Annotated in this window: 20 protein-coding genes and 1 pseudogene; 9 read left to right on the forward strand and 12 right to left on the reverse strand. The window is 65.9% G+C overall.

Features of this window, described 5'->3' with window-relative positions; genetic code table 11:
• Positions 1-86 precede the first annotated feature (86 nt).
• Both D3874_RS06025 and D3874_RS06030 read left to right on the forward strand, forming a co-directional pair.
• Positions 87-743, forward strand: coding sequence for a TetR/AcrR family transcriptional regulator (locus tag D3874_RS06025; RefSeq protein ID WP_119777280.1), 657 nt, complete (start codon positions 87-89; stop codon positions 741-743).
• Positions 740-2,026 (forward strand): alpha/beta hydrolase family protein, encoded by a 1,287-nt coding sequence (locus D3874_RS06030; protein WP_119777281.1) that lies wholly within the window; start codon positions 740-742, stop codon positions 2,024-2,026. The genes D3874_RS06025 and D3874_RS06030 overlap by 4 nt, the downstream gene beginning before the upstream one ends.
• 13 nt (positions 2,027-2,039) lie before the next feature.
• Here the strand turns inward: D3874_RS06030 and serB are convergent, their stop codons facing one another.
• Both serB and D3874_RS06040 read right to left on the reverse strand, forming a co-directional pair.
• Positions 2,040-2,939 carry a phosphoserine phosphatase SerB gene (serB, locus tag D3874_RS06035; protein WP_119777282.1) on the reverse strand — a complete coding sequence of 300 codons (900 nt, stop codon included), beginning with the start codon at positions 2,937-2,939 and terminating at the stop codon, positions 2,040-2,042.
• Positions 2,940-3,023: 84 nt separating this feature from the next.
• A complete protein-coding gene (locus tag D3874_RS06040) occupies positions 3,024-4,277 on the reverse strand; it encodes an SAM-dependent methyltransferase (RefSeq protein WP_119777283.1) in 1,254 nt (417 codons plus the stop codon).
• 182 nt (positions 4,278-4,459) lie between these two features.
• Here D3874_RS06040 and miaA point away from each other — a divergent pair, with 182 nt between their 5' ends.
• The 6 genes and pseudogenes from miaA to D3874_RS06065 all read left to right on the forward strand — a co-directional run bounded on the left by miaA (position 4,460) and on the right by D3874_RS06065 (position 11,108).
• Complete coding sequence (gene miaA / locus D3874_RS06045; protein ID WP_119777284.1) at positions 4,460-5,383, forward strand: tRNA (adenosine(37)-N6)-dimethylallyltransferase MiaA; 924 nt, start codon at positions 4,460-4,462, stop codon at positions 5,381-5,383.
• A gap of 117 nt (positions 5,384-5,500) precedes the next feature.
• The gene (locus tag D3874_RS06050) at positions 5,501-7,261 is read left to right on the forward strand and encodes an acetolactate synthase 3 large subunit (RefSeq protein WP_119777285.1); all 1,761 of its coding nucleotides are present in this window, start codon (positions 5,501-5,503) and stop codon (positions 7,259-7,261) included.
• Between the two features lie 194 nt (positions 7,262-7,455).
• Positions 7,456-7,950 carry an acetolactate synthase small subunit gene (gene ilvN, locus D3874_RS06055; protein ID WP_119782163.1) on the forward strand — a complete coding sequence of 165 codons (495 nt, stop codon included), beginning with the start codon at positions 7,456-7,458 and terminating at the stop codon, positions 7,948-7,950.
• Between the two features lie 30 nt (positions 7,951-7,980).
• A pseudogene (gene ilvC / locus D3874_RS06060) lies at positions 7,981-8,999 on the forward strand (ketol-acid reductoisomerase).
• A 157-nt stretch (positions 9,000-9,156) separates the two neighbouring features.
• Positions 9,157-9,303 (forward strand): hypothetical protein, encoded by a 147-nt coding sequence (locus D3874_RS28425; protein WP_158595864.1) that lies wholly within the window; start codon positions 9,157-9,159, stop codon positions 9,301-9,303.
• Positions 9,270-11,108: a beta strand repeat-containing protein gene (locus D3874_RS06065; RefSeq protein ID WP_408899982.1), complete on the forward strand. Its 1,839-nt coding sequence runs from the start codon at positions 9,270-9,272 to the stop codon at positions 11,106-11,108. The genes D3874_RS28425 and D3874_RS06065 overlap by 34 nt, the downstream gene beginning before the upstream one ends.
• 176 nt (positions 11,109-11,284) lie before the next feature.
• Here D3874_RS06065 and ahpF read toward each other — a convergent pair whose 3' ends face one another.
• The 9 genes from ahpF to D3874_RS06110 form a co-directional block, all read right to left on the reverse strand.
• Entirely contained in the window at positions 11,285-12,859 is a 1,575-nt protein-coding gene (gene ahpF / locus D3874_RS06070) for an alkyl hydroperoxide reductase subunit F (protein ID WP_119777287.1), read from the reverse strand.
• An 88-nt stretch (positions 12,860-12,947) separates the two neighbouring features.
• Positions 12,948-13,511, reverse strand: coding sequence for an alkyl hydroperoxide reductase subunit C (ahpC, locus tag D3874_RS06075; RefSeq protein WP_119777288.1), 564 nt, complete (start codon positions 13,509-13,511; stop codon positions 12,948-12,950).
• A gap of 546 nt (positions 13,512-14,057) precedes the next feature.
• Positions 14,058-15,779: a DEAD/DEAH box helicase gene (locus tag D3874_RS06080; RefSeq protein WP_119782164.1), complete on the reverse strand. Its 1,722-nt coding sequence runs from the start codon at positions 15,777-15,779 to the stop codon at positions 14,058-14,060.
• A gap of 152 nt (positions 15,780-15,931) precedes the next feature.
• Positions 15,932-17,980, reverse strand: a complete 2,049-nt coding sequence (locus D3874_RS06085; RefSeq protein ID WP_119777289.1) for a hypothetical protein — start codon at positions 17,978-17,980, stop codon at positions 15,932-15,934.
• A gap of 3 nt (positions 17,981-17,983) precedes the next feature.
• Positions 17,984-18,382 (reverse strand): hypothetical protein, encoded by a 399-nt coding sequence (locus D3874_RS06090; protein ID WP_119777290.1) that lies wholly within the window; start codon positions 18,380-18,382, stop codon positions 17,984-17,986.
• Entirely contained in the window at positions 18,382-19,905 is a 1,524-nt protein-coding gene (locus D3874_RS06095) for a hypothetical protein (protein ID WP_119777291.1), read from the reverse strand. Before D3874_RS06095 ends, D3874_RS06090 begins: the two co-directional genes overlap by 1 nt.
• Before the next feature lie 160 nt (positions 19,906-20,065).
• On the reverse strand, positions 20,066-20,662 hold the full coding sequence (locus D3874_RS06100) for a DUF1989 domain-containing protein (protein ID WP_119777292.1): 597 nt from the start codon (positions 20,660-20,662) through the stop codon (positions 20,066-20,068).
• A 94-nt stretch (positions 20,663-20,756) separates the two neighbouring features.
• Positions 20,757-21,704 carry an alpha/beta hydrolase family esterase gene (locus D3874_RS06105; RefSeq protein WP_158595865.1) on the reverse strand — a complete coding sequence of 316 codons (948 nt, stop codon included), beginning with the start codon at positions 21,702-21,704 and terminating at the stop codon, positions 20,757-20,759.
• 22 nt (positions 21,705-21,726) lie between these two features.
• On the reverse strand, positions 21,727-22,608 hold the full coding sequence (locus D3874_RS06110; RefSeq protein ID WP_199698960.1) for an IS1 family transposase: 882 nt from the start codon (positions 22,606-22,608) through the stop codon (positions 21,727-21,729).
• 125 nt (positions 22,609-22,733) lie between these two features.
• Between D3874_RS06110 and D3874_RS06115 the strand changes: the two genes are divergently transcribed.
• Positions 22,734-23,741 carry a P63C domain-containing protein gene (locus D3874_RS06115; protein WP_199698961.1) on the forward strand — a complete coding sequence of 336 codons (1,008 nt, stop codon included), beginning with the start codon at positions 22,734-22,736 and terminating at the stop codon, positions 23,739-23,741.
• On the opposite strand, the gene D3874_RS06120 is transcribed toward D3874_RS06115, so the two are convergent.
• Positions 23,738-23,974 (reverse strand): RNA-binding protein, encoded by a 237-nt coding sequence (locus D3874_RS06120; RefSeq protein ID WP_119777295.1) that lies wholly within the window; start codon positions 23,972-23,974, stop codon positions 23,738-23,740. The genes D3874_RS06115 and D3874_RS06120 overlap by 4 nt on opposite strands.
• Positions 23,975-24,089 lie beyond the last annotated feature (115 nt).

The raw sequence follows: 24,089 nt of genomic DNA on the forward strand, positions 1-24,089 counted from the left end.
AAGCCTTTTTGACCCCGCGGTCTTTTGCCATTGACCGCGGGGATATTCAGGTCTAGTTATCAAACAAACGTTTGATTGGGAATTGAATGGCAAGAAAAGCCGGCCCCCTTCCTTCCGACCGCCGGGGTGAAATCCTGCAGGCGGCGCTGCATCTCTTTGCCGAGCGCGGCTTCGATGGGACGTCCGTCCGGGATATCGCCCGGGCGGTGGGCCTGAACGAGGGCACGCTCTATCACTACTTCCCCGGCAAGGAGGCGATCTTCGCGGCGATCCTGGCCGAACGGGGGTATGGCGCTGCGCAGGTGGACCTCGACCTGGGGCCGGGTCCGCGGTCCCTGGCCGAGATGCTGGGCCAGGTCGGGCGGCATTTCTTGCAGGCCCTGCGGGAGAACGCCCCCCTGACCGCTGTGCTCCTGCGGGAGTCGATCCGCCATCCGCCGGCGCTGTCGGAACCGGGCAAGGGTTTGCAGGCGCTGATCGAGAGCCGGGCACGGCGGCTCGCCCGCCTGTTCGCCCAGGGAGCGCCGCCGGCATCGCGACCCGTCACACCGGACTTCGCCGCCGGGCAATTCTTCGGCTCGCTCGCCACTTTCTGGATCGCCGAGACCTTCATCGCCGGCCACACCGTCTCGGTCGACGAGGCGGAAGCTCATCTGCGCCAGTTGGTCGCCGCGACCCTGGCCGCGCTGGGCGAGGGGCCAAACGCCATGCGCAACAACGACAACGAGGAGGAAACCCCATGACACGCAGACGCAAGATCCTGATCGGCCTGGCCGGTGTGCTGGCGCTGGGCGCCGGCTGGTACCTGACGCGACCGGCCGATATCGGCCAAGGCCGCTTCTTCGCCGACCAGACCTACCACTTCCAGACCCTGCGGGCCTTGAGCGACATTCCGTTCGACGGGGCGGATACCGCGGAAGTCCTGGAAACGGTGAAGCACATCACGGCGGGCGACGCCGATAGCTGGTTCGCCGCCTGGGAGCACACCGGCGACCGGGTCGCCGCCATGGGCCGGGCAACCCGCGACCCGGTCAGCCGCGGCCGTGCCTTGCTGCGCGCCCACAACTACTACCGGACGGCGGAATTCCTGCTAGCCCCCGATGACCCGCGCCGCCCGCCGTCCTGGAAGAAGAACGTCGACGCCTTCTACGAAGGGATCGATACCCTTGGCGTCACCTACGAGCGGATCAAGGCACCCTACGGCGACAAGCACCTGAACGCCCTTTACTTCCCGGGCCCGGCGGGGGCCGAGCAGCGGCCCCTGATCGTGATCGGCGGCGGTTACGACTCGACCCTCGAGGAGCTTTATTTCATGCTGGCCGCCGCGGCCTACGAGCGCGGCTATTCGGTGCTTGCCTACGAGGGGCCGGGGCAGGGATCGGTCCTGCGCGATCAGGGCCTCGTCTTCACCCATGAATGGGAAAAGCCGACCGGCGCCGTGATCGACGCCTTCCTCGCCGCCCATCCCCGGCCGCCCAAGATGGTGTTGGTCGGCGTGAGCCTGGGCGGCTATCTGGCGCCGCGCGCCGCCGCCTTCGACGACCGCTTCGACGGCGTCGTGGCCTTCGACGTCTTCTTTGATGTGGGTGTGACGGCCCGTGCCAAGCTGCCGGGCTTTGCCCAGTGGTTGCGCCGCAACGGTTTCGACGGACCGGTCGAAGCGCTGATCGACCTGAAGACGACGATGAACCCCGGCTTCAAATGGGCCGTGGAAAACGGGATGTGGGTGCTCGGCACCAAAGGGCCGCTGGAGACCCTCGACGCTTTTGCCGCCTATACGCTGGAACCCGTCGCATCGCGGATCAAGGCGGATGTCCTGATCCTGGCCGGGGCCGACGATCACTTCGTGCCCGTCGCGCAGGTCGGGCAGTTCGAGAAGGCGCTCACCCAGGCCCGCAGCGTCACCAGCGTGATCTACGACCGGGACTCGGGCGGGGCGGAGCATTGCCAACTCGGCGCCCAAACGCTCTGGCACGCGACCTTCTTCGACTGGCTGCTGCAGAAGTTCCCCGTGGTCGCGAGCTGACCGCGGGGGAGGCCTAGTCCACGAACTGGTCGCGGCGGTAGCCCTGGAAAAACAGCAGGGCGGTCAGGTCACCGTGGTTGACGCGGGCACGGGCCGCCGCCGCGACCTTGGGCTTGGCGTGAAAGGCGACGCCCAGGCCCGCGGCCTCGATCATCGGCAGGTCGTTGGCGCCGTCGCCCACCGCGAGCGTCTCCTGCGGTGACAGGTTCAGCCGGGCGGTCAGGGCCTGGAGCGATTCAAGCTTGGCGGCGGCCCCCACGATCGGCGGCACCACCTTGCCGGTCAGGCCGCCGCCTGCCACCTCCAGCACATTGGCGCGGTTCTCGTCGAAACCCAGGTGGGCGGCGACGCGGCCGGTGAAGAAGGTGAAACCGCCGGAGACCAGGGCGCAGTAGGCGCCATGGGCGCGCATCGTCTGTACCAATTGCCGGGCACCGGCGGTGAAGCGTACCCGCTCGTCATAACAGGTCTGGAGGGTCGCTTCCGGTAGGCCGGCGAGCTTGCCCACCCGCTCGCGCAGGGCGGTTTCGAAATCCAGTTCGCCCCGCATCGCCCGTTCGGTCACGGCCGAGATTTCCGCCTTCAGGCCGGCGAAATCGGCCAGTTCGTCGATGCATTCGACCGTGATCATGGTCGAGTCCATGTCGGCGATCAGCAGGCGCTTGGCCCGGTCGTCCACGGCCTGGGCCAGCCGGTCGACGGCGAGGCCGGCCAGCGAGATGTCGGTGATGCCTTCCGCCGCCGCAAATCCCAGGCCGTCGAACTGGATATCCGCCGCTTCGCCCGGCGACAGCCACTGCGGCTCGTCGACCTGCGCGCCGGCATGTTCCAGGGCCAGGGCAAGATCGGCAAGCGCCTGGGGGTGGAGCAGGGCGGCGGCGGGGTTGCCGATCACGGTCAGGACGTTGGTCATCGCGGGGACTTGCTGCTCGGAGGATTTTCGTGGGCGCCACCGTACCGATCGCCCGCCCGACCGCAAGCGGCAAGTCGGCGCGGGCTAGAAGCGCACCGGTGCCAGCGGCGGGCGCCCCGCCTCGAAGGCCTTCAGCTTAGCCTCCGCCTCGGCGATATAGTCGCGGGCAAAGGGGACGGCATCCTGGTGGCGGGCCAGTTGCAACTGGACGACCGGCAGCCGGTCGTGGCGGAAGCTGGCTTCGCTGGCGGCGAGATAGAATTCCCACATGCGGCAGAAACGCTCGTCATAGAGGCGCACCGCCTCGTCCCGGCGCGCCATGAAACGTTCGCGCCAGGCGCGCAGCGTCCAGGCGTAGTGCATCGGCCAGATTTCGATGTCCTTGACCAGCATCCCGGCCTTCTCCACCGCCGGCAGCACTTCGGACAGCGCCGGCATATAGCCGCCCGGGAAAATGTATTTCTCGATCCAGGGACTGACAGCATAGGCCGGCTTCACCCGGCCTATGTAGTGCAGCACCATGACGCCTTCCTTGGTCAGGACCTTCGCCATCTTGCCGAAGAACTTGTCGTAGTTGGCGATGCCGACATGTTCGAACATGCCGACCGAGACGATGCGGTCATAGCTGCCGTCGAGATCGAGGTAGTCGGTCAGCGCGAAGCGCACGCGGTCGGCCAGCCCACGCTCGGCGACGCGGGCGCGCGAAACCGCCAGTTGCTCCTCGCTCAGCGTGATGCCGGTGACGTCGACGCCTGAACTCTCGGCCAGGTACAGGCCCAGCCCGCCCCAGCCGGAGCCGACGTCCAGCACCCGCTGTCCTGGTTGGAGCAGAAGCTTGGCCGTGATGTGGCGCTTCTTGGCAAGCTGCGCCTCGTCGAGGCTGATGCCGCGCGGCTCGAAATAGGCGCAGGAATACTGCCAGTCGTGATCGAGGAAGAGGTCGAACAGCCGGGCATCGAGATCGTAGTGATGGGCGACGTTGCGCCGGTTGCGATTGAGCGGCAGGCGGGCGTTCACCTGATAGGCAACCAGCCGTAGCAGGGCCTTCGCCTTCAGCATCGGGGTCGCCGCGTTGCGCACGCCGTTGCGCTTGAGCAGCGACAGCAGGTCGAAGATATTGCCCGCCTCGACCAGCAGGCGCCCCTCCATATACATCTCGCCCAGCTTCAGCGCCGGGTCGGCGGCAATCGCCCGGCCGGCGGCCGCATCGACGAGTCTCAAACAGATCGGCTCGCCCTGGCCGTCGCCGAAACGCTCCCTCTTTCCCGTCGCATCGACGAGATCGAGGTTTCCCGTCGCGATCAGCCGGCGCAGCATCGCCGCGAACGCCGCACTCACATCGCACCGGCCTTGGCCGGTAACGGCGCCTTGATGTTCATAATCCTGTGCCGCTCGCCCCCGCAAGCGCCCCCCGACGACCACCGGCCAAGGTCCGCCAAAGCCGGGTCACAGTCAATCGGCGGGGTTGCCGAGCACCACCGGGCGTGGTTCATCGCGGCTACTGGTTCTGGAGGATTTTCGTGGGCGTCACCGTTCTGATCGCCGGCCCGACCGCAAGCGGCAAGTCAGGGATCGCGCTGGACCTGGCCGAGCGCCTGGGCGGCACCGTGATCAACGCGGATTCGATGCAGGTCTATTCAGGCCTGCACATCATCACCGCCCGCCCCGATGCGGCAGCGCAGGCGCGCGCGCGCCATCGCCTCTACGGCGTGCTGCCGCCCGACGATCCCTGTTCGGCGGCACGCTGGGCAATGCTGGCGCAAGGCGAAATCAAGGCCGCCCATGCAGCCGGGCAGGTGGCGATCGTGGTCGGTGGCACCGGGCTCTATTTCCATGCCCTGACCGATGGCCTGGCCGATATCCCGCAAATTCCGCCCAAGATCCGTGGCGACCTGATGGCCTGGCTGGCCAGGGACGGGGCGCCGGCCCTGCATGCCGAACTGGCGCGCCTCGACCCTGACCTGGCGGCGCGGCTGGAGCCGGGCGACGGCCAGCGCATCCTGCGCGGGCTGGAAGTGATCCAGGGCACCGGCCGGCCGCTCTCGGCCTGGCAGGCCGATCCGACGACGGCGCCGCCCGCCGACCTCGGCACGGTCGTCCGTTTGGTGGTGGCGCCCGAGCGCGCAACCCTGCTACCCAGAATTCGCAGCCGGCTGGAGATCATGGCGCGGACCGGGGCGGTGGAGGAGGCGCAGGCCTTCATGGCCCTGGACCTCGACCCCACCCTGCCGGCGAGCAAGGCGATCGGGCTCAAAGCCTTTGCCGCCCTGGGTTCCGGCCAGATCGACCTGGCCACCGCGCTGGAGCGGGCCGAGATCGAAACGCGGCAGTATGCCAAGCGCCAGATGACCTGGGTGCGGGGCCGGATGGGCGATTGGCCGCCGTGGGGCGCGCAAGAAACGGTAAGAATTTTTGCCGAGCTTGAACAAAAAATGCGCCAATGAGGGTTGACGGCGCAATCTTGAACGATTAGGTTGCCGGCTCCGCGCCCCCCGTTGGCGCGGTTTTCTATTGTTGTCGGTCGCCCCTCGTCGGCGCGGCCCGGATACAGGGTGAGTGTGATGTCGCAGAACATGATGACCGGAGCGGAGATTCTTCTCAAGGCGCTGGTTGATCAGGGCGTGGACACCATTTTCGGCTATCCGGGCGGCGCGGTACTGCCGATCTATGACGCCCTGTACCAGCAGGAAGACATCAAGCACGTCCTGGTCCGCCAGGAAGGTGGTGCTGCCCATTCGGCCGAGGGCTATGCCCGCTCGACCGGCAAGGTCGGCGTGCTGCTGGTCACGTCGGGCCCCGGCGCCACCAATGCCGTCACCGGCCTGACCGACGCCTTGATGGATTCGATTCCGATCGTCTGCATCACCGGCCAGGTCGCCACCCACCTGATCGGCAACGACGCCTTCCAGGAAGCGGACACGGTCGGCATCACCCGGCCCTGCACCAAGCACAACTGGCTGGTGAAGGACATCAAGGACCTGGCCCGGGTCGTCCACGAGGCGTTCTATGTCGCGCGTTCTGGCCGTCCCGGTCCGGTCGTCATCGACCTGCCCAAGGACATCCAGTTGACCTCGGGCATCTACACCCCGCCCGCCCATGTCCAGCACAAATCCTATCGCCCGCAGGTGAAGGGCGACCTCAACAAGATCCGCCAGGCGGTCGAGATGATCGCGGCGGCGGAAAAGCCGATCTTCTATACCGGCGGCGGCGTCATCAATTCAGGCCCGGTCGCCTCGCAATTGCTGCGCGAACTGGTCCGCATCACCGGCTATCCCATCACCTCGACCCTGATGGGCCTGGGCGCCTATCCCTCGTCGGATAAGCAGTGGCTGGGCATGCTGGGCATGCACGGCACCTTCGAGGCGAACAATGCGATGCACGACTGCGACCTGATGGTCTGCATCGGTGCCCGCTTCGACGACCGCATCACCGGCCGGATCAACGCCTTCTCGCCCAATTCCAAGAAGATCCACATCGACATCGACCCGTCGTCGATCAACAAGAACGTGCGCGTCGACCTGCCGATCATCGGCGACTGCGCCCATGTCCTCGAAGACATGATCAAGGTCTGGAAGTCCAAGGTGCTGCGGCCCAACAAGCAGGCCCTGGACGGCTGGTGGAAGCAAATCGCGGAATGGCGCGCGCGCGACAGCCTGCGCTACAAGCCCTCGAACGAGATCATCAAGCCGCAATACGCGATCCAGCGCCTGCACGCCCTGACCAAGAGCCCGAATACCTACATCACGACCGAGGTCGGCCAGCACCAGATGTGGGCGGCCCAGTTCTATGGCTTCGAGGAGCCCAACCGCTGGATGACCTCGGGCGGCCTGGGCACCATGGGCTATGGCCTGCCGGCGGCGATCGGCGTGCAGATGGCGCACCCGGAAGCCCTGGTCATCGACATCGCCGGCGAAGCCTCGATCCTGATGAATATCCAGGAAATGTCGACGGCGGTTCAGCACCGCCTGCCGGTGAAGATCTTCATCCTGAACAACGAGTACATGGGCATGGTGCGCCAGTGGCAGGAACTGCTCCACGGCAACCGCTATTCCGAGTCCTACATGCACTCGCTGCCCGATTTCGTGAAGCTGGCCGAGGCCTTCGGCGCCGTGGGCCTGCGCTGCGAGAAGCCGGGCGAGGTGGACGACACGATCAAGGAGATGATCGCGGTCAAACGCCCGGTGATCGTCGATTGCCGGGTCGACAAGACCGAGAACTGCTACCCCATGGTGCCGTCGGGGGCCGCCCATAACCAGATGATCCTGGGGCCGGAAGACGACAGCCACCGGGATGTCTCGGTCGAGGGCATGGCGCTCGTATAGCCCATTTATCGTCATCCCGGCCTTGAGCCGGGATCTTGGCGGCGTTGGCCTCTGTGCTTCGTCCGGCGAAAGATCCCGGCTCTCCGCTTACGCTGCGGCCGGGATGACGCTATGTGGCAAACAGATTTCCCAACCCGCAAGTTTCCAGCTATAAGCCCCGCCATCGCGGGGCAAAAGAGGGCGAAGTGGAACCGATCCGCAGCCATACCATCGCCGTTCTGGTCGACAATGAAGCCGGCGTTCTCGCCCGCGTCATCGGCCTGTTCTCCGGCCGGGGCTACAACATCGACAGCCTGACCGTCGCCAAGGTCGAGGACAGCCGCAATCTCTCGCGCATCACGGTCGTGACCTCGGGCACCGCCATGGTGATCGAGCAGATCAAGGCCCAGCTCGACCGCCTGGTGCCCATCCACAAGGTCGCCGACCTGACCGTCGACGGCCCCTCGCTGGAACGCGAGCTGGCCCTGGTCAAGGTGGTCTCGACCGGCGACAAGCGGGTGGAGGCCCTGCGCCTGGCCGATGCCTTCCGTGCCCGCGTGCTTGACAGTACGGCCCAGTCCTTCGTCTTCGAGGTCACCGGTTCGACCTCCAAGATCGATGCCTTCATCGACCTCATGCGGGGGCTTGGCCTCGCCGAGCTCTCCCGTACCGGCGTCGTCGCGATCCAGCGCGGCACCGGCTCTCTCTGATCCTGATATCCAGACCAAAAGGACAATAACATGCGCGTCTATTACGATCGCGATGCCGACGTGAACCTGATCAAGGGCAAGAAGGTCGTCATCGTCGGCTACGGCAGCCAGGGCCATGCCCATGCCCTGAACCTGCGCGACAGCGGCGTGAAGGACGTGGCCGTCGCCCTGCGGGCTGGTTCCGCCACCGCCAAGAAGGCGCAGGGCGAGGGCCTGAAGGTCATGACCCCGGCGGAAGCTGCCGCCTGGGCCGACGTGGTCATGATCCTGACCCCCGACGAACTGCAGGCCAAGCTCTACAAGGACGACCTGGAAGCCAACATGAAGCAGGGCGCGGCGCTCGTCTTCGCCCATGGCCTGAACATCCATTTCAAGCTGATCGAGGCGCGCCCCGACCTCGACGTCTTCATGATCGCCCCAAGGGCCCCGGCCACACCGTGCGCTCGGAGTTCCAGAAGGGCGGCGGCGTGCCCTGCCTGGTGGCGGTGCACCAGAACGCCTCGGGTAACGCCCTGGAAATCGCCCTGTCCTATGCCTCGGCCATCGGCGGCGGGCGTTCCGGCATCATCGAGACCAGCTTCAAGGAAGAGTGCGAGACCGACCTGTTCGGCGAGCAGACCGTCCTGTGCGGCGGCCTGACCGCGCTGATCAAGGCCGGCTTCGAGACCCTGGTCGAGGCGGGTTACGCGCCCGAGATGGCCTATTTCGAGTGCCTGCACGAAGTGAAGCTGATCGTCGACCTGATCTACGAGGGCGGCATCGCCAACATGCGCTACTCGATCTCGAACACCGCGGAATACGGCGACTACACCGTCGGCCCGCGCATCGTGACCGACGAGACCAAGAAGGAAATGAAGCGCGTCCTCGACGATATCCAGTCGGGCCGCTTCGTGCGCGACTGGATGCTGGAAAACCAGGCCGGCACCCCGTCCTTCAAGGCCACGCGCGCCAACCAGGCCAAGCACCCGATCGAGGAGGTCGGCGCCACCCTGCGCGGCATGATGCCCTGGATCGCCAAGAACAAGCTGGTCGACAAGGCCCGCAACTGAGCCTTTCCGGCCTCCCGGTTAAACGGCCGCCCCGAAAGGGCGGCCGTTTTTCTTTTGCAATCCCGTCGATGCCGTCGGATCGGTGACGGCGGCCACATACGCCTAGCGGAAATGGGCGTATCGTCCCGCCGTGCACCGGGGATGCACGGGGGACGACATGGCGACAATCAATGGCACCAATGGGGCCGACACGCTCAACGGAACGGCGTCGGCTGATGACATCTTCGGCTTCAATGGCAACGACACGCTGGCCGGCCTGGGGGGAACGACATCCTCACCGGCGGCCGCGGCGCCGATACCATGACCGGCGGCGCGGGCAGCGACCTGTACAAGGTCGACAATCTGGGCGACGTGGCCGACGAGACCGGTGGCGACGGCCTCGATGTGGTCGAAACCTCGGCCACCTTCGCGCTCTCGGCCGGGATTGAAAACCTGCGCATGGTCGGCAGCGGTACCCTGACCGGTACCGGCAACGCGCTTGCCAACGACATGCTGGGCAACACGGTTGCCAATCGGCTCTACGGCCTCGCCGGGATCGACACCCTGTCGGGCGGTGGCGGCGACGATACCCTGGATGGCGGCGACGACGGCGACACGCTGTCGGGGGACAGCGGCAACGACACGCTGCTAGGTGGGGCCGGCAACGACAGCCTGGACGGCGGCACCGGCGATGACGATATGCGCGGCGGTACCGGCGACGACACCTATTTCATCGATTCGACCGCCGACTCGATCAGCGAGGCGGGCGGCGATGGCACCGACACGGTACGCAGTTCGGTCACTTTCACTTTGGCCGGCGGTTTCGAGAACCTGGTGATCACCACCAGCCAGGCGGTGAATGGCACGGGCAATACCCTGGCCAACAGCTTGACCGGCGGGGCGGGGGCCAACCTGCTCTACGGCCTGGGCGGCAACGACACGCTGATCGGCGGTGCTGGTACCGACACGCTGGACGGTGGCACCGGCGCCGATACCATGCAGGGTGGAACCGGCAACGATACCTATCTGGTCGACCATGCCGGCGACGCGGTGGACGAGACGGGCGGCAGCGGCACGGCCGATACGGTGCAGTCGACGCTGGGCGCCTTTACCCTGGGCAGCGGGCTCGAGAACCTGACCCTGCTGGGGGCGGGCAACAGCGCCGGCACGGGTAACAGCGTTGCCAACCTGATCACCGGCAATGGCGGCAACAACACGTTGAGCGGGCTGGGCGGTAACGACACGCTGGACGGCGGGGCCGGGTCCGACACCATGCTGGGTGGTGCAGGCAACGACACCTACATCGTCGAGACCAACGCCGACGTGGCCGACGAGACCGGCGGCAGTGGCACCGACATCGTGCTGACCAGCGTCGGCTACAACCTGAACGCCGGCGTCGAGAACATGACCTTCACGGGCAATGCCGACCTCAACGGGTCGGGCAACAACCTCGCCAATGTGATCACCGGCAACAGCGGCCAGAACACGATCTTCGCCGGCGACGGCAACGATACGCTCACCGGCGGCGATGGCAGCGATTACCTCGACGGCCAGGCCGGCGCCGACAAGATGACCGGCGGCACCAACAACGACGTCTATGTTGTCGACAGCGTGGGCGATGTCGTTACGGAGCTTGCCGGCGAAGGCGACGACCATGTGCTCAGCAGCATTACCTTCACCCTGGGCGCCAATTTCGAAAACCTCTCGCTGGCGGGCGCCGATGCCATCAACGGCACCGGCAACGACGGCGTCAATTCGCTGAACGGCAATGGCGCCGCCAATATCCTCACCGGGGGCCTGGGCAGCGACACGATCGACGGCAGGGGCGGTGACGACATCATCATCGGCGGCGAGATCGGCGACTATGCGATCGGCGGCGCCGGCAACGATACCTTCGTCTTTGCGCCGCGCTCGGAAGGCGGCAGCGGTGCCGATGCGATCGCCGATTTCACCAATGGCGAAGACGTGATCGATGTCAGTGCCTTCGGCTTCAACGATATCGGCGATATTCTCTCGATTGCCAACGACGGCAACGGCAATACCCTTATCGACCTGGGCTCGAATTCGATCGTCGCCCTGCTCGGTGTCGCCGCCGCGACGATCGACAGCAGCGATTTCATCTTCGCGTAAGAGGTCGATTCAAAACCCTACCCTCGTCATGACCGGGCTTGTCCCGGTCATCCACGTCGGGACGAGTCAAGTCCGTTGAAGGATTGGGCAGCTTGCCGACGTGGACAGCCGTGGGACTTCGCCCGGCCATGACGACTAGGGGTAGCTTGTTGGGGGAGCCGCCGTCAGTTACTTACCTATTCCGCCGCCTGGGCCTCGAACACCGGCAGGCGGATCAGGTGGTCGAAGGCGGAAAGTGCCGCCTTGGAGCCTTCGCCCATGGCGATGACGATCTGCTTGTAGGGTACCGTCGTCACGTCGCCCGCGGCGAAGACACCGGGGACGGAGGTCTGGCCCTTGGCATCGACCACGATCTCGCCCCGCGGGGTCAATGCCACCGGGCCGCCCTTCAGCCATTCCGTGTTGGGCACCAGGCCGATCTGCACGAAGATGCCTTCCAGGTCGACGGTGTGGCTCTCGCCGCTCCTGCGGTCCTTGTAGGCGAGGCCGGTGACCTTGCTGCCGTCGCCCAGCACCTGCGTCGTCTGCGCCTCCATGACGATGGTGACGTTGGGCAGGCTTTTCAGCTTGGCGACCAGCACCGCATCGGCGCGCAGCACGTCCAGGAACTCGAACAAGGTGACGTGGGAGACGATGCCGGCCAGGTCGATCGCCGCCTCGACGCCCGAATTGCCGCCGCCGATCACCGCCACCCGCTTGCCCTTGAACAGGGGGCCGTCGCAATGCGGGCAATAGGCCACGCCCTTGGTCCGGTACTCGGCCTCGCCGGGCACGCCCATCTCGCGCCAGCGCGCACCGGTCGCCAGGATCACGGTCTTGGTGCGCAGCCTGGCGCCGCTCTCCAGTTCGATCTCCACCAGGTCGCCGCGGGTCAGCGACTTGGCCCGCTGCAGATTCATGATGTCGACGTCGTAGGACTTCACATGTTCCTCGAGCCCGGCGACCAGGCGCGGGCCCTCGGTCTCCTTGACCGAGATGAAGTTTTCGATGCCCATGGTGTCCAGCACCTGGCCGCCGAAGCGTTCCGAGACGACGCCGGTGCGGATGCCCTTGCGCGCGGCATAGATCGCGGCCGAGGCGCCGGCCGGCCCGCCGCCGACGATCAGCACGTCGAACGGCGCCTTGGCGTCGATCCGGGCGGCGGCGCGCGTCCCGGCGCCCGTGTCCAGCTTGGCCAGGATATCGCCCACTTCCATGCGGCCCTGGCCGAAGACCTCGCCGTTCAGGTAGACGGTGGGCACGGCCATGATCTTGAGCTGTTCGACCTCGTCCTGGAACAGGGCGCCGTCGACCATCTCGTGGCGGATGCGTGGGTTCAACACCGCCATCAGGTTCAGCGCCTGCACCACCTCGGGGCAGTTCTGACAGGTCAGCGAGATATAGGTGCGGAAGCTGTAGTCGCCGTTCAGCGCCTTGATCTGCAAGGTCGTGTCGGCATCCACCTTGGGCGGATAGCCGCCGACCTGGAGCAGGGCCAGGACCAGCGAGGTGAATTCATGGCCCATGGGCAGGCCGGCAAAGCGGATCCCGACCGACCCGTCAGGGCGGTTCAGCGAGAACGACGGCTGGCGTGAGGAGGCCGCGTTGTCTTCGCGCAGCGAGACCAAAGGCGATACATCGAGAATGTCTTCCAGCAGGGATTTGATCTGCTTGGAGGTCTGTGTGTCGTCGAGGGCGGCCACGATCTCGATCGGCGACGTGGCACGTTCCATATAGCCCTTCAACTGGGCCTTGAGATCGGCGTCCAACATGACAACACCTTAAGCTTTCTGTGCTACGCACGGCTACAGGGCGGCACCCGGGGCGAACCCCGGGCACCTTGAGACACAAGTCGGTGGATCAGATCTTGCCGACGAGGGAGAGCGAGGGCCGCAGCGTGGCCTCGCCGGGGGTCCACTTGGCGGGGCAGACTTCGCCCGGGTGGGCGGCGACATACTGGGCGGCCTTCACCTTGCGCAGCAGTTCCTTGGCGTCGCGGCCGATGCCGTTGTCATTGACCTCGACGATCTTGATCTTGCCCTCGGGATCGATGACGAAGGTGCCGCGGTAGGCGAGGCCTTCTTCCTCGATCAGGACTTCGAAGGCGCGCGAGAGCGCCAGCGTCGGGTCGGCCAGCATCGGGTAGGTGATCTTGCCGATCGTGTCCGAGGTGTCGTGCCAGGCCTTGTGGGTGAAGTGGGTGTCGGTCGAAACCGAATAGATCTCGACGCCCAGCTTCTGGAATTCGGCGTAGTTGTCGGCCAGGTCGCCCAGCTCGGTCGGGCAGACGAAGGTGAAATCGGCCGGGTAGAACACGAAGACCGACCATTTTCCCTTCAGGGCAGCCTCGGTCACTTCGACGAACTTGCCGTTGTGATAGGCCTGGGCCTTGAACGGCTTCACTTGCGTATTGATAAGCGACATGTCGACTTCCTTCTCGAGTTAAAGCAACGCAGACGAACCATCGCGTTCCGGCCGGAGAGCCCGTTACGCGCTGCCCCTAACCGCCTGATTGCCTGAAGGAAATGACATGCTCATTAGAATAATTCAAGGTTATCGCAGAAACTAAATTGCGATCGGGCGATCAGGGAAAACGATCATCGGCAGGCTGAAGACACAGCCGCGCCGAATCAGTTTTCCGAAAAGCCGACACATCGATCCGTCATCCCCGCCTGCTTCGCACGGCTATCCGGTTAAGGAAATCGAGCTGTTTCAAGGCATATGCGCACCACTCTCAATTGTCATGACCGGGTTTGTCCCGGTCATCCACGTCGGGCCGAGCCACATCTGTTGACGGCATAGGCAGCTTAGCGACGTGGATGGCCGGGACTTCGCCCGGCCATGACGAGTTAGGGTGGTGAGGATGGAAGAAAAACCATCCGAAGGAAGTGGCCTCCCATGCTCGTTTTTCTTAACCGGGCAGCCGTGCCTGCGCGGGGATGACGCCCTCCCAGCCGACGGAAGTGCTCTCTACCCGGCCTTGGCCTTCTTGAATTTCTTCTTCGGGGCCGGGGCGGCACCGGCTTCGCGCGGCGGATAGCTCTGCTTGGCCGGGTCGTAGCCTTCCTTGGGCCGGTAGGGCTTGCGCTCGCGCGGCGGCGGGGCGCCTTCGGCACCGGCGGGCTCGATGCGGATCTTGGGATCGCGCGATTCGAGCAGGGCGGCGGCGAAACGGGCGGCGGCGCTGGGCGCGATCTCGAAGCGGGTTTCACGGTCCAGAATCCGGATCGAGCCGACGTCGGGCTTGGTCACCTGGCCCATGCGGCAGATGATCGGCAGCAGCCAGCGCGGATCGGCGTTGTTGTTGCGGCCCACGTTCATGCGGAACCACACGCCGTCACCACCGCCACGGCGGGGTGCCAAGGGGGTGGGGGCGCTGCTCGGGGCGGCGTCCAGTTCCTCGGGCGCCGGCATGCGGCTGCGCTGCAGGCGGATCAGGGCGGCGGCGATCTGCTCGGCCGACTGCTTTTCCAGCAGGGCGCGGCCCAGGACCAGATCCTCCTCGGTCGCCTCCTCGGCCAGGATCGGATCAGCCAGCAGGCGTTCCTGGTCCAGGGCCTGGATTTCCTCGACCGTCGGGGCGCCCGACCAGACCACGTCCAGGCGGCTGCCCATCAGCAATTGCTCGGCCTTGCGGCGGCGGGTGTGGGGGACGATCAGCACGCAGGTGCCCTTGCGGCCCGCGCGGCCGGTCCGGCCGCTGCGGTGAAGCAGGGTGTCGCGGTTGTTGGGCAGCTCGGCATGGATGACCAGGGCAAGATCGGGCACGTCGATGCCGCGGGCGGCCACGTCGGTGGCCACGCAGACGCGGGCACGGCCGTCACGCACGGCCTGCAGGGCATGGCTGCGCTCGTTCTGGCTCAATTCGCCCGACAGGGCGACGGCGGCAAAGCCGCGCTCGACCAGGCTGGCGTGGAGGTGGCGCACCGCGTCGCGGGTGGCGCAGAACACCATGGCCGCGCGCGCCTCGAAATAGCGCAACACGTTGACCACGGCATGTTCGATGTCGTTGGGCGCGCAACGCACGGCGCGATATTCGATATCGCCGTGGGCCTCGCCCTTGTTGGTCGCCTCGATGCGGAAGGCATCGCGCTGGTAGCTCTTGGCCAGGGCGGCGATTTCGCGCGGAATGGTGGCCGAGAACAGCAGGGTGCGGCGTTCCGGCGGGGTGGTGTCGAGGATGAACTCCAGGTCCTCGCGGAAGCCCAGATCCAGCATCTCGTCGGCTTCGTCGAGGACGACGGCGCGCATTTCCGAGGTGTCGATGCGGCCACGCTCCAGATGGTCGCGCAGGCGGCCGGGCGTGCCGACGATGATATGGGCGCCATCGGACAGGGCGCGCTGCTCGCGCCGCACATCCATGCCGCCGACGCAGGAAACCACCCGGGCGCCGACCTTGGCATAGAGCCAGGTCAGCTCGGCATGGACCTGCATGGCCAGTTCGCGGGTGGGGGCGACGATCAGGGCCAGCGGCGGCGAGCGCGGCGGCAGCCGTTCGGCGCCGGCCAGCAGGGTTTCGGCGATGGCCAGGCCATAGGCGACGGTCTTGCCCGAACCGGTCTGGGCCGAGACCAGCAGGTCCTTGCCCTCGGCGGCGGGTTCCAGGACGGCGAGTTGAACCGGGGTCGGTTCGGCATAGTCGCGCTCGGCCAGGGCCTGCGCCAAATGGGCATTGAGAATAGGAAAGGGCATTGAGGTCCGGATCGACTTTTGTGAGGAGGCGCTGCAGCCTTCGATCACAGGATCGGTCCAACAGGGCGCGGCGGCGAGCATTTGTGCCGCTTCAATATACGATCCTGGCCGGAAAAGCCATGGACCCGGTGTGGGATCTGCCATGTGCGGCGTTAGGGGGCGGTCCAGGTGGCCCGGGGCATGGGGCCTTTGCGGGCGGGGCTGACCAGGGCCAGGGCGCTTTCGGGCAGGTCCAGGCGGCTGGCCGCCAGCCAGGCTGCCCAGGTCGCATTGGGGTAGTCGGGGCCGATATCGCCGGTCGGCTCGATGTCCGGCCATTGCATGGAATAGATGAAGACGCCGGCGGCCCCGGTCGTCACCACCTGGTTCAGATAGGTGGTGAAGTCGGCCATGGTGCGCTTGACCGGGCCGGTTTCGGGCGGCCCGACCCGCAGCCCCAGGTACAAGGGCGTGGCCGGGAAGAAATACTGATAGGCGGCCAGGGCCACCGTGGGGTCGTAGTCCACCCCGGCGTCGTAACTCATGATGTGGATGCCGTCGAGGGCCGCGGTCGCCCCGGCGTCGCGTGACAGGGCGAGGTTGTAGCCCGAATTCCAGCCGAAGGGGGCGGCGGTCCGATAGGGCACCTGGCCATAGGCGCCGACATGCAAGGCATCGAGGAACACCAGATAGGGCGAGGGCAACCCGGCCCTTACCAGGTTGACGACGCTGATCATCTCGGTGTCGGTGTAGCAGCTTCGCGTGCCATCGGGATTGTCCCAGCAATGGTGCGCGGGATCGAGATCGGGGGGCAGGTTCTCATAGTCGATCACCACGCCGGCAACGCCCATGTCGTCGCAGAACTGGCGCATGCAGGCGACATGGGCGGCGGTCATGCCGCCGAAGCCCAAGGGGAAATAGGCCTGCGGCCGGTAGCCGCGATAGCCGGCGGAATAGATGACGCCGGCGCTGAGGGCCACGCTGGCGCTGGTGGCGGTCGCCGCCTGGGACAACAGCAGCGAATTGGGCGGGCTGCCCGGCGGGTCCAAGGCTAGGATGGTGGTGCCGTCGGGAATGTGGGGGCCCGTGATCGCAAGGCCGGCAAAGACATTGGTCATCGACGAGACGTTTTCGACCACGGCGCTGCCCAGCGTGACCGCGCCGGTGAAACTGGCCCAGGCCGACAAGGCGGGGATGTCGTTGGCGTCGGGCGTGGTCTGGTTGATGCCCAGCATGATCTTGATGCCGGGATTGCGGCTGCGCAGCAGGTCGAGCGTGTCCTTCAGCAACTGGGCGGAATAGCGCCAGTTCAGGCCGACCGTGTGCTTGATGTCGTCGCCAAGGCCCTGGTAGGTGCACAGCGGCACGCCGAAGCTCAAGACCACCTGCTCGACATAGGCCGGGATGCGGGAGAGGCGGAAATCATCGGGCAGGGGATAGGGCACGGGCGGGACATCCATCCAGCTTTCCCAATAGAGGTGGAGCTTCTGGCCCGACGGCGTCGGCACGCTCTCGAAGCTGGCGGTCGCCGCCAGGGTGACCCCTGGCAGGGTAATCGCCGCCGTTCCGGTCACGCCCGGCAGCAGTGTCAGGCCGCTTTCGGCTTCCAGCGCGATGACGCTGTAATGCGTCCCGGCCGACGGGGTCACCGTGAGGCCGACGGTCGAGCCCAGCAACCCGCCATAGGAGAACACGGAGGCGGTGCCGCCGGTGTCGTCCGCGCTCGCCCGCAGGGTCCAGCCGCTGGACGGCGCCATGGTCACCGTGGCATCCCATGACGACAGGGCGAAGGCCGCGAGGGCTGAGGTCAGCCTGGTGCCGGGCAGGGAAACCGAGGCGGCGGTCGCGCCGTGGATGATCGGGCTGACGGCGCGCGCGCCCAGTGCGCCCGAGACCCCGAACAGGGCCACCGCGGCGACCCGGATGTAACCGTGATGGGCCGTCGCCGTGACGGTCAGCGTCTGCGCGCCACCCGCCGGCGCATTCAGGAACATGACCGTCGCCATGCCGAAATCCTGGTCGCCGAGATCCAGGCTGCGCAGGGCCGAGAGCGGCGCGCCGCCATAGCTGACCTGCGGCGGCGGCGCGTCGGCCGTGGTCCAGCCGATGGCGACCGCCAGCAGGTTTCCGCCCAGCACGTTGAAGGACATGGCCGCCGACTGGCCCGCGGCCGCCAGCGCGCCCAGGTTGGCGGCGCCGAAGGCGGTGGCAAGCGCAGTCAAGGCTCAGCTCCCGGTGGGCAGGGTCAGGGAGAAGCCGGTGACCAGCACCACGCCGCCGCTGATCAGGCCCAGGCTCAACAGCTTCAGCGGGCCGGCCCCGGCCATGCCGGTGACCGAGCCGATCAGGATCTGCTGCCCCGTGGGATCGCGCAGGCGGAACCAGGCCGCGGTGCCGATCAGGGCCACGGTGGCAAACCAGGTGCCCGAGAGCGCGATGGTGCCCCCCGCCGCCGGCGCGAAGGCGGCCGCCGGCAGATGGATGGAGACCAGGGGCGTGGCGGTGATCGGGTCGTCGGGATTGCCGGGCGCGGTGCCGGCGAACAGGTCAAGCCAGCCGTCGTCGAAGACGGCGCCCAGCGCGGTTGCCAGGGTGTTGGCCAGGGGCGTGCCGAGTTTCAGCATCACAGGCTGCCCGCGCCGATCGGGTTCCAGGTGGTGCCGTCGTACTCGAATTCGGCGAACTGGTTCTGCGACAGGGTCTTGCTGCCGATGGTCACGGTGAAGCCGGCGACCATGTGGACGATGCGGAAGCGGGCGCCGTTATAGGCCCTGGTGGTCGACAGCGTATAGGTCCGGTTGGCGGTCCAGGTGCCGCCGGTGATGATCACCGGCTGCTGCGAGAGCACGGTCAGGGTCTGGTTGGCATTGGCCGTGATCGTCTGGCTGCCGGTTTCCTTCAGCCGGCGCCAGAACGCCCCGTCCCAGCAGACCGGGCCGCCGACGCCGCCGCCAAGATCGGTGACATAGGCCATGGCCCCCACGGCCGCGGCCGTGGGCAGCCCGGCGACCGTGAACGAGGGCAAGTAGAGCGCCCGGTTGGCGTCGACGACGATATTCTCGCCGCCCATCTTGAGGTTGCCGGCACTGTCGACCGCCAGGCGCAGGCGCTGCGTGCCGCCGCTGTCGGTGACATAGAAATTGATCCGGCCGGGGACGATCCCGGCGGCGACCGTGCCCTCCACCGTGAAGCGCAGTTCCGCGGCATTCTGCCAATCGGTGCCGTCGCTGCCGACCACGATGTTGCGGCCCAGCGTGTCGCCGGCAGTTACCGCGCCGTGGACGCCGACGGCACCCGACGACTTGCCCTGGATGATCGCCGGGTTCTGGATCGGGCTGCTGGCATAGCGGGCGAGGAAGATCGACGTGCCGGCATCGCTGCCCAGGATCTGCAGGCGCGGTGCCGTGTTGGGGATGGGCGTCTGCGCTGCCACGGACGTCGTCGCCAGCAGCCAGCGCTTGGCCGCATCGACATAGCCGACCTGGCCGCCGGCGGCAAAGCCCAGGGCGCTGGCCGCCGGCGCGAACAGGCCGACGTTGGTATAGCCGACGCCGACGCTGGGGGCGTTGGCGTTGCCGATGCCATGGGCGGCGGTGGTGAACGCGGCCGCTGCCGGGGTGGTCGTGCCGATGGCGGGCGGGGCGGCCAGCGCCGCGGCCAGATCGGCGGCGACCAGGGCGCGGAAACCGGGGGCGGCGGCCGCGCCGGTGGTGGGGCCGGCCCACACCTTGCCGGCCGCCTGGGCCAGCGCGGTCAGCGACAAAGTACCCACGCCGGTGACCGGGGCGCCGGTTGCGAATTCGGGCGGCGCGCTCAGGCCGACGCTGGTGACCACGCCGGGCGGCCAGGCGGTGATGATGTCGATGACGACCGCGGTCCAACTGACGCCGCTGTCATAGGAGGTGTATTCGATATCGGCCACGGCCCCGGGGGCCGGGTTGATGCCGGGGACATAGCCGTTGGCCCAGGTGATCCCGCTGGCCGGCAACAGTGCCCGGCCGCCGGCCGTGCCCTGGATCAGGCGCAGCACCACGACGATGAAGGTGTCGGCAGGCTGGGTTCCGGCATCGAGGCTGATGGCATAGGCGCCGACGGTTGCCCCCAGCGTCGCCTGGAACACGCGATCGCTTGAGACATCGATCGTCACCGATGCCGTGGTCAGTTCGCCAAGATCAACGACTGTCGTCAGGGCTCCCTCCCGATCCCGCTGTGAGGAACGAGGGGAGCCTGAACCCGACTCTCCGGTGATGCAACCTTAAAATATTATTGCAACATGAATGCTATTTTAGAGAGAGATCGGTGCCTCGTCAGAACACCGCGTAATGCACCTCGGTGGGGGCGAGGCCGTCGCCGTTCACCGGGGTGATGTCCATCGGGCAGGCGGACATGACGGCGATGCAGTCCATTTCCGCCCGGAACACCACATGGTCGCCCGGTCGCGAGGTGGGGGCGACGAAGGCCACGTTCAGGTCCGGCCCTGAGACCGGCACGTTCATGAAGACATTGAACGGCGCCGGGCATTCGGGCGCCGCCAGCCCCAGGCGGCGCATGGCGATCCCCAAATTGTCCGTGCAGTTCTCGTGATAGGTGGTGCAGCCCAGTTCCATGTAGCGTTGCAGGTCGCAGGCGGCGATCACCGTGTCGTGGATGCCGGGCGTGGTGTCCTCCACGAAGGTCAGGATCGGGCGGCGCTTGTTGGTCACCAGGGGATCGCCCGGCCTGGGGATCAGCCGCAGCAGCCTGGTGTGAAGGTGCTCCATCGACAGGAACTCGCGCGGGTCGTCGGCGCTGAAGGCCCAGAAATCGACCACCTGGGAACCATGGGTGTTGATCAGTTTCAGCGACTGCCCCTTGCCGACCCTGACCGCCACCCCTTGCCGCGCCGGCACCACACCTTCGATCATCTCGAACCTCTTGCATTGAACCCGGGCAAGCCTAGGGCAGGATCGCGCCGCCAACCTTCGCCGTCTCTCAAATCATTGTTGGAGCAGCACCACGCTACCGCAGCGTCGCCTTGAAATGGGCCCACAGCACGGTGCCGGTATCGATGTCCTGGTTGGCCCCGCCCAGCATGCGGGCGATCACCGGCCCGACGGTCAGGCCGGGCGTGATATGGCCGCCGCCGTGAACCACGTACTGGACCGAGGTGGTTCCACCGGCACAGCCGGCACGCAGGCGCCGTTCGACCCAGGAGCCGTCGCGCGGGTCGAGGTCGGGCAGCTTCTCGCTGCTGATCGGGGCGGCGCAGCCGGCACGGTCGGCCCAGAAGGCGAAGGTCTGGTCGGCCGAGGCCAGCGCCGGCTGCACCTGCCCACGCTTCTTCACGCCGGACGGCTGGCCATTGAAGGGGACCAGCGGATCGTCGGTGCCGTTGAGCGAGAGCCAGGGCAGGGGTTTGGCCGGCTTGCACGCGGCAAGCTGATCGGCCGGCAGGTTGGCGATCAGGTTGGCCCCGGCCCGTAGCAGGCTGCCGGCCTGACAGGCGAAATACATCGCCATGAAGCCGCCGTTGGACGGGCCGGCAATGAAGACTGCGGTCGCATCGCCGCCATCGCGCGCCGTCACATCGTAGATGATGGCTTTGATGAAGCCGATGTCGTCGGCCGTCGAGGCCTTGTCGCCGGCGATGGTGGCGCCCCGGCCGTCGTTCCAGTGGTCATTCACCCCTTGCGGGGCGACGACGATGAACCCCTCCTGCTGTCCCAGGGTCGGCAGGCTGGTCTGGCGCCAGATCTGCTGGGCGGTCTGGGTGCCGCCGTGCAGCAGGATGACGATGGGGTGGTGCCCTGCCGCGGCGACGGGCTGCACCAGATAGGTGCGGTCGCCATCGTTTGTGGCCAGGTGGCGCACCTGGGCCTGCCGCGGGTTGCCCTTGTCGGGAAAGGCACCGGCGGAGGCCGCCGGGGCAAGGATCAGCAGCAGGGCAAGCACGAGAAGCGGGCGCATGGCGGCGAGCTTGGGTAGTGTCTCAGTTTGAATTATCTGCGCCGCGCTTTTTGTAAGGCCCGCGAGGCTTCGGGGTTTCGCGCGCATCCATCCGGGCGATGATGTCCTCCCAAGACCACAGCTTATCAGTGATCTTAGCTGCCATCGCGGGCGATACGCGCAGGCTCTTGTGGATGCGGATGAAATTGTAGAACGCGAAGTACAGCGACAGCGCATGCATGTGGTTGTCGAGCTTCTTAGAGAACGCATTCGTCAGCCTGGTGAAGCGGCGCATGCTCATCCGCATGGTGAGGTTCTGCCGCTCGACGTAGCTGGTCGAAACCGCCGCCTTGTCGGGGTTGCCCGTGATCCGCTGCTTGCGGGCACCGACGCACTCAGCGGGGCTGTAGCGGCCCTTGTGAGCCTCGGGAATGTCGCCATAGATCTTTACCAACATCGCATAGTCCACATCGTCGCCAAAGGCTCCCTCGACCGCTTCGAGGTAAGCCTTGTGGCCATCCGTCGTTAACTGGACACGGTTGGCAAGCCGCGACCGCAGATCATCCATCAGGACGATTGCCGACTCTGATGAGCGATCCCCGACGTAGTAGCTGACGATCAGCTTGGTTTCGGCGTCGAGGGCCGTCCACGTCCAAACGTCGCCCGCATCCGCGTTGCCGGTCGTCTTAGCAACCCGCTGCTTGGCGTAGCAGAAAGACCAGATTTCATCACACTGGACGCGAGAGGCGCGAACCTCGCGGACCATCTCGTCATGCAGTTCGGCGCAGGTCTCGCCAGCGTCGACCAGCATCTTGGTCACGGTGTTGATCGAGACATCCACCACGCGGCTGATGGTCCGCATGCTGCTGCCCTCGCAGAGAAGCGAGAGGATTTGGACGCGCTTGGCGAGGGGCAGCTTGTTCATGCCCATAAGATATGAACTTTTATGCTTAGCGTCAAGCAAATATGCCATATCGAATTCTCATGCTTGCAAAATAATCGTGCAAGCATATGCTTGCAGAATAAAACTGCAAGCAAGGAGTTGCGGCCGTGACAAACGCTAGGGACAAAACCAAGGTCGCCGGAGGTATCGCGCGCGCAAAGGCGCTCACTCCGGCAGAACGAAGCGACATTGCGAAACGGGCAGCAGTGAACCGGTGGAACAAAGACCTTCCGGCTGCGATCTACACCGGCGAAATCGAAATCGGAGACGCTCGGCTTTCATGCGCGGTCCTGGAAAATGGTATTCGCGTTCTCACCCAAAGCGACATGATGCGGGCCTTGGGACGTTCGCGTCAGGCCAAGGGCCGTGGCTTTTATGATGCTGACGTCAACCTGCCTGCCTTCCTGACGGCAAAGAACCTAAAGCCCTTTATTCCCAATGAGTTGTATGTGACGTCCAGCCAGATCGAATTCCGCTTGCCTTCAGGACAAAAAGCATTCGGTTATCGCGCAGAAATGTTGCCTCAGGTTTGCGAAGTTTACCTTAAGGCGCGGGATGCGGATGGACTCACTCACAATCAGGAGCACATTGCGCGGCAGGCAGATATTCTCATGCGCGGCCTCGCGACTGTCGGCATTGTGGCTCTTGTCGATGAGGCCACGGGATACCAGCGGGATCGTGCCGCCGACGCGCTCGCAAAGATACTTGAAAAGTTCATCGCCAAGGAATTGCAGCCATGGGTTCCGACATTCCCTGACATGTTCTATGAGGAACTGTTTCGACTGCGCGGACTTGATTTTCCCCGCGAGACCGTGAAGCGTCCGCAATACTTTGGACATCTAACCAACGACATTATTTACGAACGTTTAGCGCCCGGCATAAAGGACGAACTGCGCAACACCACGCCCAAGTTGCCGTCCGGTCGGCGCAAGCATCATATGCATCGGAAGCTGACGCCCGAGATGGGGCACCCCAAGTTGCGTGAACACTTAGCCTCGGTTACGACCATCATGCGGCTCAGCAGCAACTACGAGGAATTCAAGCGGAACCTAGACAAGATACACCCGCGCTATGGCGACACGATCCCAATGGATTTTGGCGACAAGGGGCTTTAGCGATTCTTCCAACGGCCTTCCGCTGCTTTCTTGGCGATCTCCGTCCGCCGCTCTGGGCTCATGGTCTCAGCACGGCGCTTGCCGCCCTTGGCGCCTAGCGCCTTGGCGGCAGGGTCTTTGCCGTCATCCTTGGGCGGGGCTTCCTCGATCTCGCCAGTGGCGATCTTGGCGACCATGATGGCGGCGCCGATCACGTCGGCGGGGCGCTTCTCGCCTTTGGGGCCTTTAGGCATGTTGGTTCCGTCCTATGCTTTCCGCTAAGCATATAGGAGGCGCCGGCCGGATGCGATGCCAGCGTCAACAGGGCTGGATTTCAAACTGAGACACTACCCGAGCTTGACCTGCCGG

It is taken from the genome of Oleomonas cavernae (genome assembly GCF_003590945.1).
GTDB lineage: Bacteria > Pseudomonadota > Alphaproteobacteria > Zavarziniales > Zavarziniaceae > Zavarzinia > Zavarzinia cavernae.

Coding starts and splice junctions, on each gene's coding strand:
- D3874_RS06025 (WP_119777280.1), top strand. CDS start 87: ATGGCAAGAAAAGCCGGCCCCCTTCCTTCCGACCGCCGGGGTGAAATC.
- D3874_RS06030 (WP_119777281.1), top strand. CDS start 740: ATGACACGCAGACGCAAGATCCTGATCGGCCTGGCCGGTGTGCTGGCG.
- serB (WP_119777282.1), bottom strand. CDS start 2,939: ATGACCAACGTCCTGACCGTGATCGGCAACCCCGCCGCCGCCCTGCTC.
- D3874_RS06050 (WP_119777285.1), top strand. CDS start 5,501: ATGTCGCAGAACATGATGACCGGAGCGGAGATTCTTCTCAAGGCGCTG.
- D3874_RS28425 (WP_158595864.1), top strand. CDS start 9,157: ATGGCGACAATCAATGGCACCAATGGGGCCGACACGCTCAACGGAACG.
- ahpF (WP_119777287.1), bottom strand. CDS start 12,859: ATGTTGGACGCCGATCTCAAGGCCCAGTTGAAGGGCTATATGGAACGT.
- ahpC (WP_119777288.1), bottom strand. CDS start 13,511: ATGTCGCTTATCAATACGCAAGTGAAGCCGTTCAAGGCCCAGGCCTAT.
- D3874_RS06080 (WP_119782164.1), bottom strand. CDS start 15,779: ATGCCCTTTCCTATTCTCAATGCCCATTTGGCGCAGGCCCTGGCCGAG.
- D3874_RS06090 (WP_119777290.1), bottom strand. CDS start 18,382: ATGCTGAAACTCGGCACGCCCCTGGCCAACACCCTGGCAACCGCGCTG.
- D3874_RS06100 (WP_119777292.1), bottom strand. CDS start 20,662: ATGATCGAAGGTGTGGTGCCGGCGCGGCAAGGGGTGGCGGTCAGGGTC.
- D3874_RS06105 (WP_158595865.1), bottom strand. CDS start 21,704: ATGCGCCCGCTTCTCGTGCTTGCCCTGCTGCTGATCCTTGCCCCGGCG.
- D3874_RS06110 (WP_199698960.1), bottom strand. CDS start 22,608: ATGAACAAGCTGCCCCTCGCCAAGCGCGTCCAAATCCTCTCGCTTCTC.
- D3874_RS06120 (WP_119777295.1), bottom strand. CDS start 23,974: ATGCCTAAAGGCCCCAAAGGCGAGAAGCGCCCCGCCGACGTGATCGGC.